The sequence below is a fragment of the Amycolatopsis sp. La24 genome (assembly GCF_029087445.1).
Taxonomy (GTDB): domain Bacteria; phylum Actinomycetota; class Actinomycetes; order Mycobacteriales; family Pseudonocardiaceae; genus Amycolatopsis; species Amycolatopsis nivea.
This window is the reverse complement of the sequence record NZ_JARACH010000110.1, coordinates 1-14,939: the sequence shown is the minus strand read 5'-3', so window position 1 is coordinate 14,939 and position 14,939 is coordinate 1. Positions and strand designations below refer to the sequence as shown.

Here is a 14,939-nt window from a genome sequence, read left to right as displayed (position 1 = left end):
GCGTGGGGCACCCCGAAGCTTGATTGTGCTGACGGTCTGGGGGTGCTTGTCAAGGCGGGAAAGATGCCTTGACAAGCACCCCCAGACCGCAGGGAGGCTTCGTATCGGGGTGCGGGGGAGGGGCTGGGTGCCTCGCTCGTTGGGTGCATCGGTTGCGGGGGGTGGGGCTGGGTGCCTCGATCGTGGGTGCATCGGCCGCGGGTTGCTTCGTGGGATGGGGCTTCGCGGCTCTCGAGAGTTGGCGAATCTTCGGCGAGTTGCGGCTCAACCTGCGCCGCGCCACCATTCGGCTCTGGGCGTTGCTCGTGCTCGTTCACTAGCCTGATCAGGGCAAACCAGGATGAAGGCTCCCCAATGTGGCATTGGGTGCGTGCGATGCACCCAATGTGGCGTTCGGTGCGTGTGACGCACCCAATGCCGCATTGGGGCGCATCGCTGCGGCGGCGCGGGCGGGCGAGTGCGGCGGTGGTCCGTGAAGGAGCCCCTCACGACCAGAGCGGATCAGTTTTGCCTCGCGGCGCCGGCTTTCCACTCGTCTTCCAACATGGCGTAGACCAGCTCGTCGGTCCATTCGCCCTTGACGATCTCGTTTTCCCGCAGGCGTGCTTCCTGGCGCATGCCCAGCCGTTCCATCAAGGTCGCCGACGCGGTGTTGCGGCCGTCGCAGCGGCCGATGATGCGGTGCAGGCCCAGGTCTTCGAAGCCGAGGCGCAGGACCTCGCGCGTTGCCTCCAGGGCCAGGCCTTTTCCGTGGTGGTCGGGGTGGAAGACGAAGCCGATCTCGCCCTGGCGGTGTTCGGCGCTGAGGTATTCGAGGTTGAGGTCGCCGATGAGCTGCCCGGTTTCGGCGAGTTCCACGGCGACGGCGAGGAACTGGCCTTCCTCCGACAGCGTCGCGCTGTGCACGCGCTTCGCCAGCGCGGCGGCGGATTCCGCACGGCTGCGCGGTCCCCAGTACAGGTAGCGGACGACGTCCGCGCGGGACTGGAACGAGTTCAGGGCATCGAGATCATCGTCCCGGAACGGGCGGAGGAGCAGGCGTTCGGTGCTGATCGGATAGTCCGGCCTGAGCATCCTCCCAGCCTAGCGACTTCCGCGTGCCCGCAGGAACCGCCGCGGTGATCGCCTGGCGCGGAAAAAACACGCGCGGAGCCGCGTGCGGACATGGAAATTCCCGGGGCGTCTCCTGGACGCCGTCAGCGTCCAGGCTCGAGCCGGACCGGTGCTCGAGAACCCCGGGAACCCGGTGACTGCCTGGTATTCGTCAGCAGGCAGCACGTGAAGCAGGCGATGAGCCGAAGGTGGCTCTTGTTGCATCGCTGCTCAAAGTCCCTACACGTGCCATCCGCTAGCGGACAGCCACCTCACGAGTCCTGTGTGAATACAACTTAGGACCACCTCCTCTCTCGTGTACTGCCACGCTAACCGCGAACCTCTAGGTACGGCAACATCATTTGCGCGGCGGTCCATCGGCCGGGACGGGGCCGGGCTGGCAGCGCGGGCAGCACCAGGTCGGACGCTGGTACTGGCCGTCGCCCTGCTGGCGCACCAGCAGCGGGCCGCCGCAGCGGAAGCAGCCCTGGCGGGTGCGTTCGTAGACCCAGGTGCGGCGGCCGCGGCGGAGGTCGCCGGTGGTGGCCTGTTCGTGCCGCCAGGCGTTGGCTACCAGCAGCTTCCGGGCGAGCGCCACGGCTCGTGCGGGGTCCACTTCGGACACTGGGGTCCACGGGGAAACCCCTAGCAGGAAAGAGATCTCGCACTTGTAGAGGTTGCCGACGCCGGTCATGATGCGCTGGTCGAGCAGTGCGTCGCCGAGTTCGCGGTCCGGTTTCGCGGCGAGGTTGGCGGCGGCCAGCGCGGCGTGCTCGTCCGTCCACTGTGGATCGAGCAGGTCCGGGCCGAGGTGGTCGACGAGAGTGTGTTCCTCGGCGGTGGGCAGCAGTTTCAGGTCGTGCAACCGGAAACCGATCGCCTGGACGTCCTCGGTCATCAGCACGACGCGAGCGTGATGGGCGGGCATCGGCCACTTCGCGCCGGCGGGCTGGATTTTCCACGAGCCGTCCATGCGCAGGTGGCTGTGCAGCGTCAGGTCGCCGGAGAAGCGTGTGAAGAGATGCTTCCCGACGGTGCCGACGCCGTGGACCTCCCGGCCCGCGAGGTCCACAGTGGCCAGTTCAGGGTGCCGGAACTGCCCGCGCACCAACGTTTTCCCGGCGAGCGCGCGGTCGAGCAGTTTTCCGGCCAGGAATACGGTGTCGCCCTCGGGCACGGTTCAGCCCGCGGTTTCCGACACTTCCGCCTGCACCGCTTCCTCCTCGGCGCGCACGCGGTGCCGTCCGGCGCGGTTGGAGCGCAGGATCTTGGCGAGGACCATGTTGAAGGTCAGCGCGATCTCTTGTGCGCCAGGGGAATGCCATTCGTGGATCGGGCTGCACGCGCCCTGGGCCTGCTGCACCGCGAGCCGGTCGGGGATCGCGGTCGGCATCACCAGCGAACCGAAGTTCTCGCGCAGCTCCGAGACCCGGAACTGGTGCTCGTACGACCGCACGCGCAGCTTGTTCACCAGCACGCCGATCGGTCGCAGCGACGGATTGCTGTCCTCGCGGATCCGTTCGATCGCCTCGAGCGCGCGCTGCGCACCGGCGACGGCATACATTGTGGGTTCAGTCACAATGAGCGCGCTGTCGGCCGCGACGAGCGCCGATTTGGTGAGCCGGCCGAGCGACGGCGGGCAGTCGATGATCGCCAGCTCGTACGGGTCCTCGCGCAGCGGGTGCTGATGCAGCTCGTCGAGCGCGCGGGAGAGGTTTTCCAGGCGGCGGCCGTCGGAGTCGGGTTCGTTGAGCGACTCCAGCTCCTCGGCGCCGACCAGCACGTCGATGTCCTCGCTCCAGACGCTGGGCGCGATCGCGCGTTCGAGGACGGCCCGCGCGGGCGTCTCGAGCACGTCGGCGAGCGTCGCGTCGGTGAACGGCGGGTCGAGCGAGGTGGTGGCGTTGCCCTGCGGGTCGAGGTCGGCTACGAGCGTGCGGGTTCCCCTACGCAGCGCGGCCGACGCGATACCGAGCGCGACCGTCGTTTTGCCGACACCACCCTTGAGGCTGAGAACGGCGACCGTGTGCACTCGACACAGCCTACGGGCCGTGCGCCGGGGCGGTAGCCCGGAAGGTGGCGAACGCCGCTGCGGCGCCACGCGGGTCACGGCAAGTGACCGGCGGCCATTACCCTGTCGGCCATGAAGACCGACACCGTGGCCGCCCGGGGTTCGGGCGCTGTTCGCCGGGCGCTCGAGGCCGAACTGCGGGCCGCCCGCGCCCGCGGCGTGGAGCAGCCGGTCGTCGTCGACGTGGGCGGCGGGAGCGGCGGCTGGGCGGTGCCGTTCGCCTCGGCCGGATGCCTGGTCACCGTGGTCGAACCGAACCCGAACGCGCTCGCGACGCTGCGCCGCCGCGCCGAGGAGGAGGGCGTCTCCGGTCGGATCACGGTGATCGCGGACGACTCCGACGCGCTCGCCGCGCACGTCCAGGCCGGATCGGCGGACCTGGTGCTGGCGCACGGCCTGCTGGAGGTCGTGGACGACCCGCGCGCCGTGCTCGACGCGCTCGCCGCCGCTGTGTCGCCGGGCGGCGCCGTGTCGGTGCTGGTGGCCAACCGCAACGCGGCCGTGCTGCATCGCGCGCTGGCCGGGCGGATCTCCGAGGCGCAGCAGCTGATGGAAGGCCCGGACGGCATCGTCGCGGGGGACACCGTACTGCGCCGGTACGACAGCGCCGGGCTGACCGATTCGCTCGTGGCGGCCGGCCTTGAGGTCACGCTGCTGCAGGGCGACCGGGTGATCTCGGACGTCGTGCCGGGCGAGGTCCGCGAGGACGAGCTGGCCGAGTTCGAGCTGAGCGCCTCGGCGTTGCCCGCGCTGCGCGACGTCGCGGGCCGCTTGCACGCCATCGCCCGGCGGGGCTGATCCGCTCCGCTCTGCCGCGGTAGCCGTCCCGGACCACCCGTAAGCGTGGTCGCCGGTGCTCGCGCGCCGGGAATTGTCGGTGGCGGAAGGTAGCGTCCGGAGGCGTGGGGAGAAACGCCGAACTGCCGAGCGGGATGGCCCGCTACCGCGTCACCACGGGCGCGACCGAGCTGCCGGACGACACCGGCTGCTCGATTCTGCACGTGGACATGGACGCCTTCTTCGTGTCGTGCGAACTGCGCACCCGGCCGGAGCTGGCGGACCAGCCGGTCGTCGTGTCCGGCGGCGGCCCGCGCTCGGTCGTCGCCGCGGCGAGCTACCCGGCGCGGCGCTTCGGAGTGCGCTCGGCCATGCCGTTCGCCACCGCCAAACGGCTGTGCCCGCAGCTGGTCTGCATCCAGCCGACGCCCGGGCTGTACGGCGAGGTGTCGCGCGGCGTCATGGGGATTTTCCGGCAGCTGACGCCGCTGGTGGAGCCGCTGAGCCTGGACGAGGCGTTCCTGGACGTAGGAGGCGCACTGCGGCGGCTGGGGACCACTCCGGGTGCGCTGGGGGCGCGGATTCGGGAACGGGTGGAGGCCGAGCACGGGATCACGTGCTCGGTCGGGGTCGCGAAGGTCAAATTCGTGGCGAAACTGGCTTCGGGGATGGCCAAACCAGACGGGATGGTGATCGTCCCCGCGGCCGAGACGCTGGAGTTCCTGCACCCGCTGCCGGTGTCGGCGCTGTGGGGCGTCGGCAAGCGGACGGAAGAACAGCTGCGCCAGCACGGCTGGCACACGATCGCGGACATCGCCGCCACCCCGCCCGCCCGGCTGCGGCGCGCGGCGGGCCGAGCGGTCGGGGATCACCTGTGGGCGTTGGCGAACGGCCACGACGACCGAGCGGTGGAACCGGAGTCGGCGGAGAAGTCGATCGGAGCCGAGCACACCTTCGACGTCGACGTCCTGAACCGCGGCGAGCTGAGCCTGGAGTTGCTGCGCCTGTCCGAACGAGTCGGGGCGACGCTCCGATCGCGCGCGCTGCGCGGGAGGACGGTGTCGATCAAGGTGCGGTTCGCCGATTTCCGCACGATCACCCGAGCGCGCACCGTGCTTTCCCCGACGGACGTGGCCCGCGACATCCACCGCACGGCAGTCGAGCTGCTGACCGAACACGCACCGACGGGAGCGGTCCGGCTGATCGGAGTGCGAGTGGAAGGCCTGGACACCGGCGACGGAGGCGAGCAACTGTCGTTCGCGAACGACGAACCTCGATGGCGGGACGCGGAGGTGGCTGCGGACGTCGCAAGACTGAAATTCGGCTCGGCGGCTATCCGGCCTGCTTCGCTGCTTTCTCCCCGGGAGGAGTGAGGGCGGCGAGTGCGGGAGTGAGGGTGGGGGAGGTGGCGGGCCCGGCTGGCCTGTTCGGATGGAAGCCCGAGAGTTGCTCCCTCGCCGGTGAACGCTCCGCGGTGGTGTTGCGGGGTGGAGAGCGGAGCTGGCCTGTCCGGCGGGTACGCCGAGCTTTGCGTCCCGCAGAAAGCCGCGCCCGTCAACGCCCTGCAGCAACGCGGCGGAACCCGTTTCCGCTCACCCGCACAGCACCCGTCCTCGCCTTCGTCGAAAGCCCGCCCCGCTGCCTGGAACGGTGTCCCGGGCAATACCGCCTTCGGGGCCGGGAGCTGATCGCGCGCTGGGAGGTCTCGGCACCGCTGGGAAGCCCAGGCGACTGCTGGGCGTGTGGCCGTCGCCGTTCTGGCACCGCAGACGTTCGGACGGCAGCGGCGGGCACGCCCGCACGCGTCCGAGCGCAGGCTTCTCTGTCCGGCCGGGCCGTCTAGCCGGATTCATCCGCCTCGACGGATTCGTGGGCGATTCACCGGAATGACCGCCCAATCGACAATCGATGCCCGGTTCGAGGCGGTCGAGCAAGGCCCGGAACAGGGTTCCGTCAGTCGCGCTGAGTTAGCGGGAGCCGGGCTGTTCGAGCGGTGAGGAATTGCCGATCCCGGATGCCTCCGGGTGAATGAATCGCGGACGGTATCGATCGGCGGAAGATCGGTCCGGCGGGGGCGTCGGCAGGGCGGGTGGTCGGCGCGGAGACGGTTTCTCTCCGTGACGAGGGACCCCGCCCGGGGGAGGCCGACGGGGCGGCGCAGGGCCCTGGACTGCGCCGATGGGGGTGACTTCCGTCGCGGTGACGCACTGTCAACCCGCGTTCTGCGGGATTTCCCCCGATTCGATCATTTCCGGATCGGGGATCGGGTAGTCGGACGAGCGCGGGGCTCGTATCCTGGACAGTGCCACCCCGCCTGGGGTTGGCTGTTGGGTCCAGGACGTTGCGCGGCCCGGCGCCCGCGACAGCTGTGCCGGAGGAGGAAAGATGCCACTCTCCGAGCATGAGCAGCGGCTGCTCGACCAGATCGAGCGCGAGCTCTATGCCGAGGACCCCAAGTTCGCATCCACGGTGCGCGGCACCCGGTTGCGCCGACCCGCGCGCCGTCGGCGCATCCAGGGGATCGCCCTGTTCGTGGTGGGCGTTGCGCTGCTGGTGCTCGGTGTGGTGATCCCGGTATTGCGGGTAGCCGACGTGCCGGTGGTCAGCGTGCTCGGGTTCCTCGTGATGTTCTTCGGGGTCATGATGGCCGTGACGTCGCTGCGCCACAGCGACAGCGGCGGCAAGAACAGCCATGACGACGGAGGCGGCGGGGGGAAGCAATCCGGCCGCAAGAGCTCCTTCACGCAGCGCATGGAGGAACGTTTCCGCCAGCGCTTCGAAGGCCAATAGCACGACGGCGAATCCGCGCTTCTCCCCTCGGGGCGGAGCGCGGTTTCTCGTGCGCGGGCACGGACTGCACCGGCTAGCGGGACACCATTTCCCGCCCCGGATTGTCGGGGCAGGCCTGGCTCGTGTGCGCCCGGTCGGGATGCGCGACGAGGAGTTGCGTCGCGCCCCGGGGCATGCGGTGCTGCCGAATACGGCACCGGATCGGGCGAGGTGTCGCAGCGTGCCGGGGTGAGCGGATTCGCCGAGGTCGATCAGAGCCAGCAGGCCGCGCGGAGTTCGTGGAAAACGGCCCCCGAGAGCGGCGAGGGCGCGGCAGTGCAAAGGCTGAGGCGGGACAGCAGTCTGGGATTTGCCGCGGCGGAACGCATCCGGATGGTTTGGCTCGTCCCACCGCACCCAACAAATGCACCACCGCGATCTGCGCGCGCCGCTTAGGCAAGACCAGGCCGCGCTGGCTCAGGCTTCACACCCCAGCCAACGCGACCCCGTGAAGCTCACCGTCGTCGGCGAATGACCGATCGGGGGAACAACCGACCGCGCATCGACAACGGGGCCGTCCGGCGCAGGCTTTCCCGCAGCTGTCCGAAAGCGGGCTCCAAGGTCGCATCCGGAATCGCCTCGTCGCTGTACCAGCTGCGTTCCACCGCGCCCAGCACAGTCCGCAACGCCTCCCGGCCCGAGTCGTCCAGGCGGTGGCGTTCGGCGATCTTCCCGCCCGCCACGCGAACCGTGTCGCTGTCGGAGATCGGCAGGTCTCTGTCCGCGCACTCGGCCTTCAGCTCGCGCCAAGCCGCGTCGGCGGCACCGGAGGAGTGCGTGGCGATCGTCTGGAGGTGACGGCGGCGCGTCAGGTCGCGCAGCGCAGCGGGGCCGCCGGTCGCGGCGAGGATCAGGACCACCACCGCGGCGAACCACCATGACACCGTGCCGGCCAGCAGGCCGATCGCGGCGACCAGCAGGACCGCTCCGGTCAGCGGCAGCCACAACGCGGCCAGGTGCAACGGGGTCGGGGCGGCGACCGGGTTTCTGACCAGCACGTTCCCGTCCGGCGTGGCGCCCGGCGGGACGCCGGACGGGGCCATGCCGGGACGCGGGCGGCGGCGCAGGAAGTACGACGTGGCCACGGCGGCGGCGCCCAGAACCGCGAGGGCGAGCGCCAGCCAGGTCATCCAGCTGTCGTCCGGGGTCGTGTCGGCGGGGGTGGCGGGTGCGGCCTGGTCGTGGGTCTTGTCGGCCGACGCGCCGGTCGACGGGGAGGCGGAGCGCGGGGCCGTCGGGAGGTCGTCGGTCGCGTTGGGCTGTTGCGGGTTCTGGGTGTTCTGCTGGAGATACGGCGGGACGATGCCGCGGCCGTCGGCGAGCGGGGTCGGGTCGAAGCTGACCCAGCCCTTGTCGCCGAAGTACGCCTCGACCCACGCGTGCGCGTCCTGCGAGCTGATCGACTGGTAGTCGCCCTTGGAAACGCCGGGAGTGAAGCCGATCGCGACGCGCGCGGGGATGTGCGCGACCCGCAGCATCACCGCCATCGCCGACGCGTATTGCTCGCAGTAGCCCCGTTTTCCCTTGAGGATGAAGTCGGCGAGCGCGTCGGCGTCGGTGGCGTCCGCGGTCTTCGTGTCGTACACGAAACCGTTCTGCGCGCTGAAGTACTGCCACAGCGCGGTCGCCCGGTCGAAGTTGTTCGACTTGCCCGCGGTGAGCTGGTCGGTCAGCGCCGTGACGCGCGGGTCGACCTGGCCGATCCGCGTGTACAGCGCGGGGACCTCGTCGGATTTCGGGGCGGCGTCGCGCAATTCGGCGGCGGTCGGCTCCTTCAGCGACGCGGTTTCCACGTACGCCGGGGCGGGTTCGCTCGTCGTGGTGAACACCGAGCCGCTGACCCGGTCGTACAGCCACTGCGGCGGCACGCCCCGGAGCGCGCGCGGGGCGCCGTAGACCGGCAGCCAGTTGTCGACCCAGCGCGTCGGCTGGATCTGGATCTGCCGAGACACGCCGGTGCCGTCGTCGCCGGGCGCGGCGGGCAGCGTGCTGTTCGCGAGCACGCCGGTCTGCGCCTGGCCGCCGGCGCGCAGGCCCCAGCCCTTGTTCGGCGTGTAGGTGTCCAAGGTGAACGCGCGCATCAGCCGCCGATCCGGGCCGAGGCCGCGGACCTGGAACAGTTCGGTGTTCTGGCCCTGGTCGAGCAGTCCGCGCAGCTGCGTGAACGGCGCGATGCCGAAGCCGCCGGTCCCGTCCCCGTCGCCGCCCGGGCCGGAACCGAACGGGATCTTGCCGACCGTCCCGACCATGGTGATCCCGCCGCCCAGCAGGCCGAGCACGATCGCCGAACTGACCACGGCCACCGGGGCCTGCGCGAGCCGCAGCATGCCGCCGGAGCCGGGCGCGTCACGGTTGCGCCAGCGGCGGTGCCGGTGGTTTCCGTCAAGCGCGAGCAGACACGCGAAGGCACCGGCGCCGAGCACGAACGTCCACCACGGCATCAAGTCGTCCGACAGCGCCGCGGGCACCGCGTACACACAGAGCAGCACGAGCCCGGTCGCCGCGGGTGCCGCCGCGGCGACGGCGAGCGTGTCGACCAGCACCGCGACCAGGCCGATCGCGATCGTGACGAGGCACAGGATCGGCTGGGTGCTGTCGACCGGCGGGAGGCCGGTCCGGATCTGCTCGGCCGCGGCGGTGAGCGTGGCCTGCAGTTCGCCGAAGGCGGTGGGGCCGGGGAAAATCGTGAGCACGCCCTGGGTCGTGAACGCCCCGGTGATGAGGAACAGCAGCACGAACAGCTGCCCGAACCCGGCGACGACGGTCGGCGCGCGCAGCGAACGGAGCGCCAGCCCGGTGCCCGCGACCAGCACGACGGCGACGAAAATGTACCCGAACCACGCCCAGCCGGAGACGACGCTGGTCAGCGACGTGGACGCGCACAGCGTCGCGAGCCCGGCCGCGATCGGCGGCAGCACGCTGCTCCGCCACGCGGGCGGCGGATCGGTGGGCTGCGGGGTCGGGGTGTGCGGGATCGGCGGCGCGCTGGACGGGCGGGGAGCGGTGGTGGTCATCGGATCCCCCTGCGTGCTCGTGCGTGGCGAAGCCGGTGAGAACCGGCATTGCCGCGCACGACGGTCTTCGTCAGTTTCATCGCGTCCCGCCGATCACCGTCGACCGGTGGGTCCCCGCACGGCACAGCAGCCCCCACACCTCGGGCATCGGCGTCCGCGGACCGGCCACCACGACGCCCCAGCCAGCTCCGCGCAGCAGCTCCGCCGACTCCTCGGTCGCCGCGGCGAGGTGGTCCGGCGAGGCCGAACCCGCCCAGGCCGGAGTATCCAGAAGGACGGCGAGACTGCGGACTCCGCGCGCCCGGTACCGCGTCAGCTCGTGCACCGATTCCGCGCTCACCGTGCCCAGGATCGCGATCAGTTCCTGTCCCTCGGCCGGGTCGTGGCCGAGCGTCACGTCTCGCTGGTGCGCGGGCTGGAGCGCGGCCAGCGCGTCGAGCACCAGGTTGTCGTAGCCCTCGCCGCCGTCGGCGGGAGAGTCGGCGAGCGAGATGCCGTGTTCGGTCACCAGCCGGACCCGGTGGCCTGTCCGCCGCAGATGCAGCGACACCGAAGCGGCGAACGAGACCGCCCACTCCAGGCTCGCCGCGGGCCCGCTCCCGTGGTGCGCCGCGGCGCGGTGGTCCAGCAATACTGTCGTGCCGCCGCGCCAAGGGCGTTCCTCGATGCGGACCATGATCTCGTCGCGCCGCGCGGTCGACCGCCAGTGGACCTTCCGCATGTCGTCGCCGGTGCGGTAGTGCCGCACGATCACGTCCGGCTCGCCCTGCCCGGAATGCAGCCGGACGCTTCCGTCGTCGCCCGCGCCGGCCCCGGCTCCGCCGGGCAGCCCCCACAACGACACCGCGCGCGGCACGACGACCAGCCGCGAATGGCCGATCAGCTCGCGTTCGAATTCGCACAGCCCGAACGGGTCGGTGATCGTCGCGCGCAACGGGCCCACCTGCTGGATCCCGCGCATGGCCGGACGCAGCGGATACCGCAGCAGCACGCGCCGGTCGTGCGGCAGCCGTTCGACCACGAACCGCGGGCGGGCGCCCAGCGCGTACGGCACGCCGTCCTCCAGCAGCACCTCGCCGCCGGGCAGCCGTCCGCTGCGCCACAGTTCCAGGTCGACCTCGCCGGTCGCGCCCGCCGCGACCCGGTCCGGGCGCAAGGAGCGCGCGGCGCCGAGACGCAGCCGGGTCGCCGAAATGTAGGCGGCGACCAGCAGCGGAAGGGCGACGACGAACACCGCGACCCGCAGCAGGTCGCGTTCGTTGAGCACCAGCGAGCACACCGCGGCCGCGATCCCGGCGGCGAGGAGGCAGCGGCCTCGGGTGGTGAGGCCGGAAAGCGCGCGCAGCATGCGGATTCCCTACTCGGGTAGCGGGACGCGCCTCAGCGGGCCGAGCCCTGGGGGACGGGGACGCGGTGCAGCACCGCGCGGACCACGTCGGTCGCCGAACGGCGGGCGGCGTGCGCCTCGGTGGTGAGCACCAGCCGGTGCGCCAGCACGGGCACGGCGACCGTGTGCAGGTCGTCGGGCACCACGTAGTCGCGCCCGGACAGCGCGGCCTGCGCGCGTGCGGCCCGGACCAGGTGCAGCGTCGCCCGCGGCGAGGCGCCGAGCCGGATCTCCGGCACCTGCCGGGTCGCCGACACGACGTCGACGGCGTACCGGCGGACCTCCGGCGCGATGTGCACGCCGCGGACGGTCTCGATCAGCCGCAGCATCGTCTCGCCGTCGGACACCGGCTCCAGGTCCGCGAGCGGGTTGTGCCCGGAGTGCTCGTCGACCATGGCCAGTTCGGCCTGCTGGTCGGGGTAGCCGATGGACACCCGCGCGGTGAACCGGTCGCGCTGGGCCTCGGGCAGCGCGTAGGTGCCCTCCATCTCGATCGGGTTCTGCGTCGCGATGACCATGAACGGCGCGCCGAGCCGGTAGGTGCTCGTGTCGACCGTGACCTGGTGCTCCTCCATGCACTCCAGCAGCGCGGACTGCGTCTTCGGCGAGGCCCGGTTGATCTCGTCGCCGACCACGATGTTCGCGAACACCGGGCCGGGCCGGAACTCGAACTCGCCGGTCTGCCGGTTGTAGATGGAGACGCCGGTGACGTCGCTGGGCAGCAGGTCGGGCGTGAACTGCACGCGGCTGACGGTGCAGTCGATCGAGCGCGCGAGCGCCTTCGCGAGCGAGGTCTTGCCGACGCCCGGCACGTCCTCGACGAGCAGGTGACCCTCGGCCAGGAGGGTCACCAGCGCGATCCGGATGACGTCCGGCTTGCCGACGAGGACGCGTTCCACGTTCGCGGCGATCCGGCGCGCGGCGTCGTGCAGTTCGCCGAGCCCGGCCGCCGGGACCGCTGCCAGCCCGTCCGGGGACTCGACCGCCGGGTACGGCGGCTGCCCGGACCCGTTGCCGTGACCTCCGGCGGGGGAAGCGGACTGGATTCTCGACGTCACTCGACCTCCTGGTGGCGCAATGGCTGGGCGGGAACCGGCGGGGATGCGCGCCTGCCCAGCGTGCTCCCCAGTGTGTCAAACCCGGGAGAACCGGGCGGCGGAACCCCGAGATCGTTTCATGGTGACGCCCAGCCACCTCAGCACTCCTTCTTACGGGTGATTATGAGGCATTTTCAGGTGATCCCGCTGACCGTATGCACTGTCGTATGCTCCGAAACGAAGTCGCCCGACCACGGTTCGACGTCGGAAGAGGTGCATCCGCGCATGAGCGAGGCCGAGGCGGAACGGAAAGCCGGGCTCCCGGGACTGTCCGGCGGCCGGTTCGCGGTCACGCCCGAACTGGCGACCGCGACGTACGCGAAGCTCGGCGAGCTGCAGGACGTCGTCGGCGAGATGGTCCGCGAGGCCGCGGTGCTCGGCCGGTCGGTGCCGCTGGGCGGCGGGTACGCCGGCGAGGTCGGCGCTTTCATGGCGAAGTACGGCCTCGGCCGCGACGGTTCGGCGGTCGACAGCCTCACCGCGTTCGGGAAGGAAATCGCCGGGCTGAAGAAACGCATCGGCGGCGCGCTCGAGAAATACCGCGACCAGGACAGCGAAGCCGCCGAAGGCGTGGACTGCACCGGTGGCTGACCGTTCCGCGGCGCGCGCCGCGCTCCTTTTTCTCCCGCTCGCCGGGCTGACGATGCTCGTTTCCTGCGGCCGGATGCCCGGCCTCTCGCACGCCGCGCCCGCCGACGGAGGCCCGCCCGCTCCGCCGCCGTCCTCCTCCGCTCCTTCGCTGGCCAAGCTCGACCCCTGCACGCTGCTCTCGCCGCAGGACCGGTCGTCGGCCGGGCTCACCGGGCAGGGCAAGCCGAAGACGATCGGCGAGGCGCGCGCCTGCGACTGGACGGTGCCCTCGACCTTCGGCGTCACCGTCACCCTCGACGAAACCAACGGGCTGGCCAACCTCGACCTCTCCGACGGCAAGCGCACCAAGAAGGAGGTCGGCTCGCACCAGGCGGTGCAGGTGTCCGGCCGCCGCGGCACGTGCGCGGTGCTGCTCGACGTCGGCGGCGCGCAGAGCGTGCAGGTCGACGTGAACAACGCGAACTTCGCCGACTCGGACCTCGCCTGCTCGCGGGCGGGCGACGTGGCCGGGCTGGTCGAGCCGAAGCTGCCGTGAACCCCGTGCGAGGAGGAAAGTCGTGACCGACACCCCGGCCCCCGAGCCGACGGCCCGGTACGAAGCGTTCAGCCACGCGGCGCTGGCCGCGCAGGCGGTCGACGGCAACGACCCGGCCGCGGCCGGCGAGTCGGGCACGCGGTGGGCCGGGCTGTCGCAGCGGCTCGAGGACTCGCTCGGCGGGCTGATCGCGCTGTCCGCGGGCAGCGAGGAAGCCTGGCAGGGCGACGCCGGCGACGCGATGCGGAAAGTGCTCGGCAAGGCGTCCGGCTGGCTGGCCGAAACCTCCGTGGTGTCGGCGAAGGTCGGGGAGGCCGTGCAGGGACAGGCCGAGGTCGCCGCCCGGGCGCGCGCGGACATGCCCGCGCCGGTGGACTTCGACCCGGCGGCGATGATCCGGTCCGCCGCGGCGAGCGGGGACCTGGTGCGGCTGGCCGGGCTGTCGTCCGCGATGGACGAGCGGCGCGCCGAAGCCGAAGCTGCCCGGCAGAAGGCGATCGACGTCCTGCGCACCCGTGACACGGCGTTGCGCGGACTCCTGCCCGAAGGCGAGTTCCCCGCGGTCCCGCCGCTCGGCGCGGGGCCGGCTTGATCAGCCTGTCGGCGTCCGCGTTCGACATCGTCTGGGCCGACCTCGGCCTCGACGCCCCGCCCGCGCCGCTGGCGGTGCGCAGCGTGGGGGAGACCGACGCCGACCGCTCCGCGATCCGCGCGGAGGTCTACCGGAACCTCGGCGACCGCGGCCTCTTCGACGGCCGTCTCGACGCCGCGCTGGAGAACAGCCTCCGCGTGCTGGCGTCCGCGGAACGGTATGTGGAGTGCGAGGCGCTCGCCGACATGACCGCCGACGAACCGTTCCGCGCGGTCGCCGCTCTTCGCGGACGGAACGCGGTGCTGGCGGTGCAGCCGGCGCGGACGATCGGCGTGCGCGGCATCGGGGAGAGCGAACTGGCCTCGGCGATCGTCGACGTGCTGCCCGAACTCTCGGCCGGACCCGGTTACGGCGTCCGGCTGCCCGCGGCGGGGGAGCCGCCGGGCGGCGCGCAGGGGGAGGAGCTGCGGGCGATCCAGTCCCGGCCGGTGTACGCGGCGGGCCAGTTCACCGTCCACGTCCGCGACCGGGCGGGCAAACTCGCCAGGACCGGCGGGCTGACGTGGTTCGACACGGACGCCGGGGCGTATTCGGCGGTGAGCTCGCCCGGACGCGGCGGGCAGGAGTGGGTGACGGTGTCCCCGGTCGACAGCGCGCGGCTGGCCGAGCGGGTCATGGAGCTGGTGCCGCGCTGACCCGGCGCGTCTGAAGTGGACGGTGGCGGCCGCGCCGGTGTCGCGAGTGGACGGTCGACCGGCTGGCGGCGGACTCGTGCGCGACGATGCCGGTTCTCAGCGGCATCGCCACGCACGACCGCGGTTGGCCGCCGCTTGCGCCGGACTCCCCGCCGAGCCCCACCCGGCTGGCCCCACCGCCAGGCCTCGCCGCGGCTCCCCACCCCGCTCCACCCGCGTCCCCACCAGCCCCCACCGGTTCCCCCACCCGTCCCAGATC

At 71.7% G+C, this 14,939-nt stretch carries 13 protein-coding genes; 7 read left to right on the top strand and 6 right to left on the bottom strand.

Annotation, left to right across the window (positions count from 1 at the left end):
• Nucleotides 1–501 precede the first annotated feature (501 nt).
• The 3 genes from PUT80_RS45230 to PUT80_RS45220 all read right to left on the bottom strand — a co-directional run bounded on the left by PUT80_RS45230 (nt 502) and on the right by PUT80_RS45220 (nt 3,124).
• Nucleotides 502–1,074, bottom strand: a complete 573-nt coding sequence (locus tag PUT80_RS45230) for a GNAT family protein (protein ID WP_275295815.1) — start codon at nt 1,072–1,074, stop codon at nt 502–504.
• Between the two features lie 376 nt (nt 1,075–1,450).
• Entirely contained in the window at nt 1,451–2,269 is an 819-nt protein-coding gene (locus tag PUT80_RS45225; protein WP_275295814.1) for a DNA-formamidopyrimidine glycosylase family protein, read from the bottom strand.
• Nucleotides 2,270–2,272: 3 nt separating this feature from the next.
• A complete protein-coding gene (locus PUT80_RS45220; protein WP_037812467.1) occupies nt 2,273–3,124 on the bottom strand; it encodes a ParA family protein in 852 nt (283 codons plus the stop codon).
• Nucleotides 3,125–3,235: 111 nt separating this feature from the next.
• Between PUT80_RS45220 and PUT80_RS45215 the strand changes: the two genes are divergently transcribed.
• The 3 genes from PUT80_RS45215 to PUT80_RS45205 all read left to right on the top strand — a co-directional run bounded on the left by PUT80_RS45215 (nt 3,236) and on the right by PUT80_RS45205 (nt 6,730).
• Nucleotides 3,236–3,961, top strand: coding sequence for a methyltransferase domain-containing protein (locus tag PUT80_RS45215; RefSeq protein ID WP_275295813.1), 726 nt, complete (start codon nt 3,236–3,238; stop codon nt 3,959–3,961).
• A gap of 134 nt (nt 3,962–4,095) precedes the next feature.
• Nucleotides 4,096–5,313 (top strand): DNA polymerase IV, encoded by a 1,218-nt coding sequence (gene dinB, locus PUT80_RS45210; RefSeq protein ID WP_275295816.1) that lies wholly within the window; start codon nt 4,096–4,098, stop codon nt 5,311–5,313.
• Between the two features lie 1,012 nt (nt 5,314–6,325).
• The gene (locus PUT80_RS45205; RefSeq protein ID WP_043827044.1) at nt 6,326–6,730 is read left to right on the top strand and encodes a DUF3040 domain-containing protein; all 405 of its coding nucleotides are present in this window, start codon (nt 6,326–6,328) and stop codon (nt 6,728–6,730) included.
• 494 nt (nt 6,731–7,224) lie between these two features.
• Here PUT80_RS45205 and PUT80_RS45200 read toward each other — a convergent pair whose 3' ends face one another.
• From PUT80_RS45200 to PUT80_RS45190, 3 genes are all read right to left on the bottom strand, one after another.
• On the bottom strand, nt 7,225–9,783 hold the full coding sequence (locus tag PUT80_RS45200; protein ID WP_275295812.1) for a DUF3488 and transglutaminase-like domain-containing protein: 2,559 nt from the start codon (nt 9,781–9,783) through the stop codon (nt 7,225–7,227).
• Nucleotides 9,784–9,859: 76 nt separating this feature from the next.
• A complete protein-coding gene (locus PUT80_RS45195) occupies nt 9,860–11,131 on the bottom strand; it encodes a DUF58 domain-containing protein (protein ID WP_037812457.1) in 1,272 nt (423 codons plus the stop codon).
• A gap of 32 nt (nt 11,132–11,163) precedes the next feature.
• The gene (locus PUT80_RS45190) at nt 11,164–12,135 is read right to left on the bottom strand and encodes a MoxR family ATPase (protein WP_078870446.1); all 972 of its coding nucleotides are present in this window, start codon (nt 12,133–12,135) and stop codon (nt 11,164–11,166) included.
• A gap of 357 nt (nt 12,136–12,492) precedes the next feature.
• On the opposite strand from PUT80_RS45190, the gene PUT80_RS45185 reads away from it, so the two are divergent.
• From PUT80_RS45185 to PUT80_RS45170, 4 genes are read left to right on the top strand one after another with little or no spacing between them, the layout of a single operon-like run.
• Entirely contained in the window at nt 12,493–12,858 is a 366-nt protein-coding gene (locus PUT80_RS45185; RefSeq protein ID WP_037812795.1) for a hypothetical protein, read from the top strand.
• Nucleotides 12,851–13,393, top strand: coding sequence for a DUF3558 domain-containing protein (locus PUT80_RS45180; RefSeq protein WP_199817620.1), 543 nt, complete (start codon nt 12,851–12,853; stop codon nt 13,391–13,393). Before PUT80_RS45185 ends, PUT80_RS45180 begins: the two co-directional genes overlap by 8 nt.
• 22 nt (nt 13,394–13,415) lie before the next feature.
• Nucleotides 13,416–13,985 (top strand): PPE domain-containing protein, encoded by a 570-nt coding sequence (locus tag PUT80_RS45175; protein ID WP_037812454.1) that lies wholly within the window; start codon nt 13,416–13,418, stop codon nt 13,983–13,985.
• Nucleotides 13,982–14,680 (top strand): ESX secretion-associated protein EspG, encoded by a 699-nt coding sequence (locus PUT80_RS45170; RefSeq protein WP_037812452.1) that lies wholly within the window; start codon nt 13,982–13,984, stop codon nt 14,678–14,680. The genes PUT80_RS45175 and PUT80_RS45170 overlap by 4 nt, the downstream gene beginning before the upstream one ends.
• Nucleotides 14,681–14,939: the final 259 nt, after the last annotated feature.

Excerpts from the sequence above, each read along its gene's own strand:
- PUT80_RS45230 (WP_275295815.1), bottom strand. The coding sequence starts at position 1,074 with ATGCTCAGGCCGGACTATCCGATCAGCACCGAACGCCTGCTCCTCCGC.
- PUT80_RS45215 (WP_275295813.1), top strand. The coding sequence starts at position 3,236 with ATGAAGACCGACACCGTGGCCGCCCGGGGTTCGGGCGCTGTTCGCCGG.
- dinB (WP_275295816.1), top strand. The coding sequence starts at position 4,096 with ATGGCCCGCTACCGCGTCACCACGGGCGCGACCGAGCTGCCGGACGAC.
- PUT80_RS45205 (WP_043827044.1), top strand. The coding sequence starts at position 6,326 with ATGCCACTCTCCGAGCATGAGCAGCGGCTGCTCGACCAGATCGAGCGC.
- PUT80_RS45200 (WP_275295812.1), bottom strand. The coding sequence starts at position 9,783 with ATGACCACCACCGCTCCCCGCCCGTCCAGCGCGCCGCCGATCCCGCAC.
- PUT80_RS45195 (WP_037812457.1), bottom strand. The coding sequence starts at position 11,131 with ATGCTGCGCGCGCTTTCCGGCCTCACCACCCGAGGCCGCTGCCTCCTC.
- PUT80_RS45185 (WP_037812795.1), top strand. The coding sequence starts at position 12,493 with ATGAGCGAGGCCGAGGCGGAACGGAAAGCCGGGCTCCCGGGACTGTCC.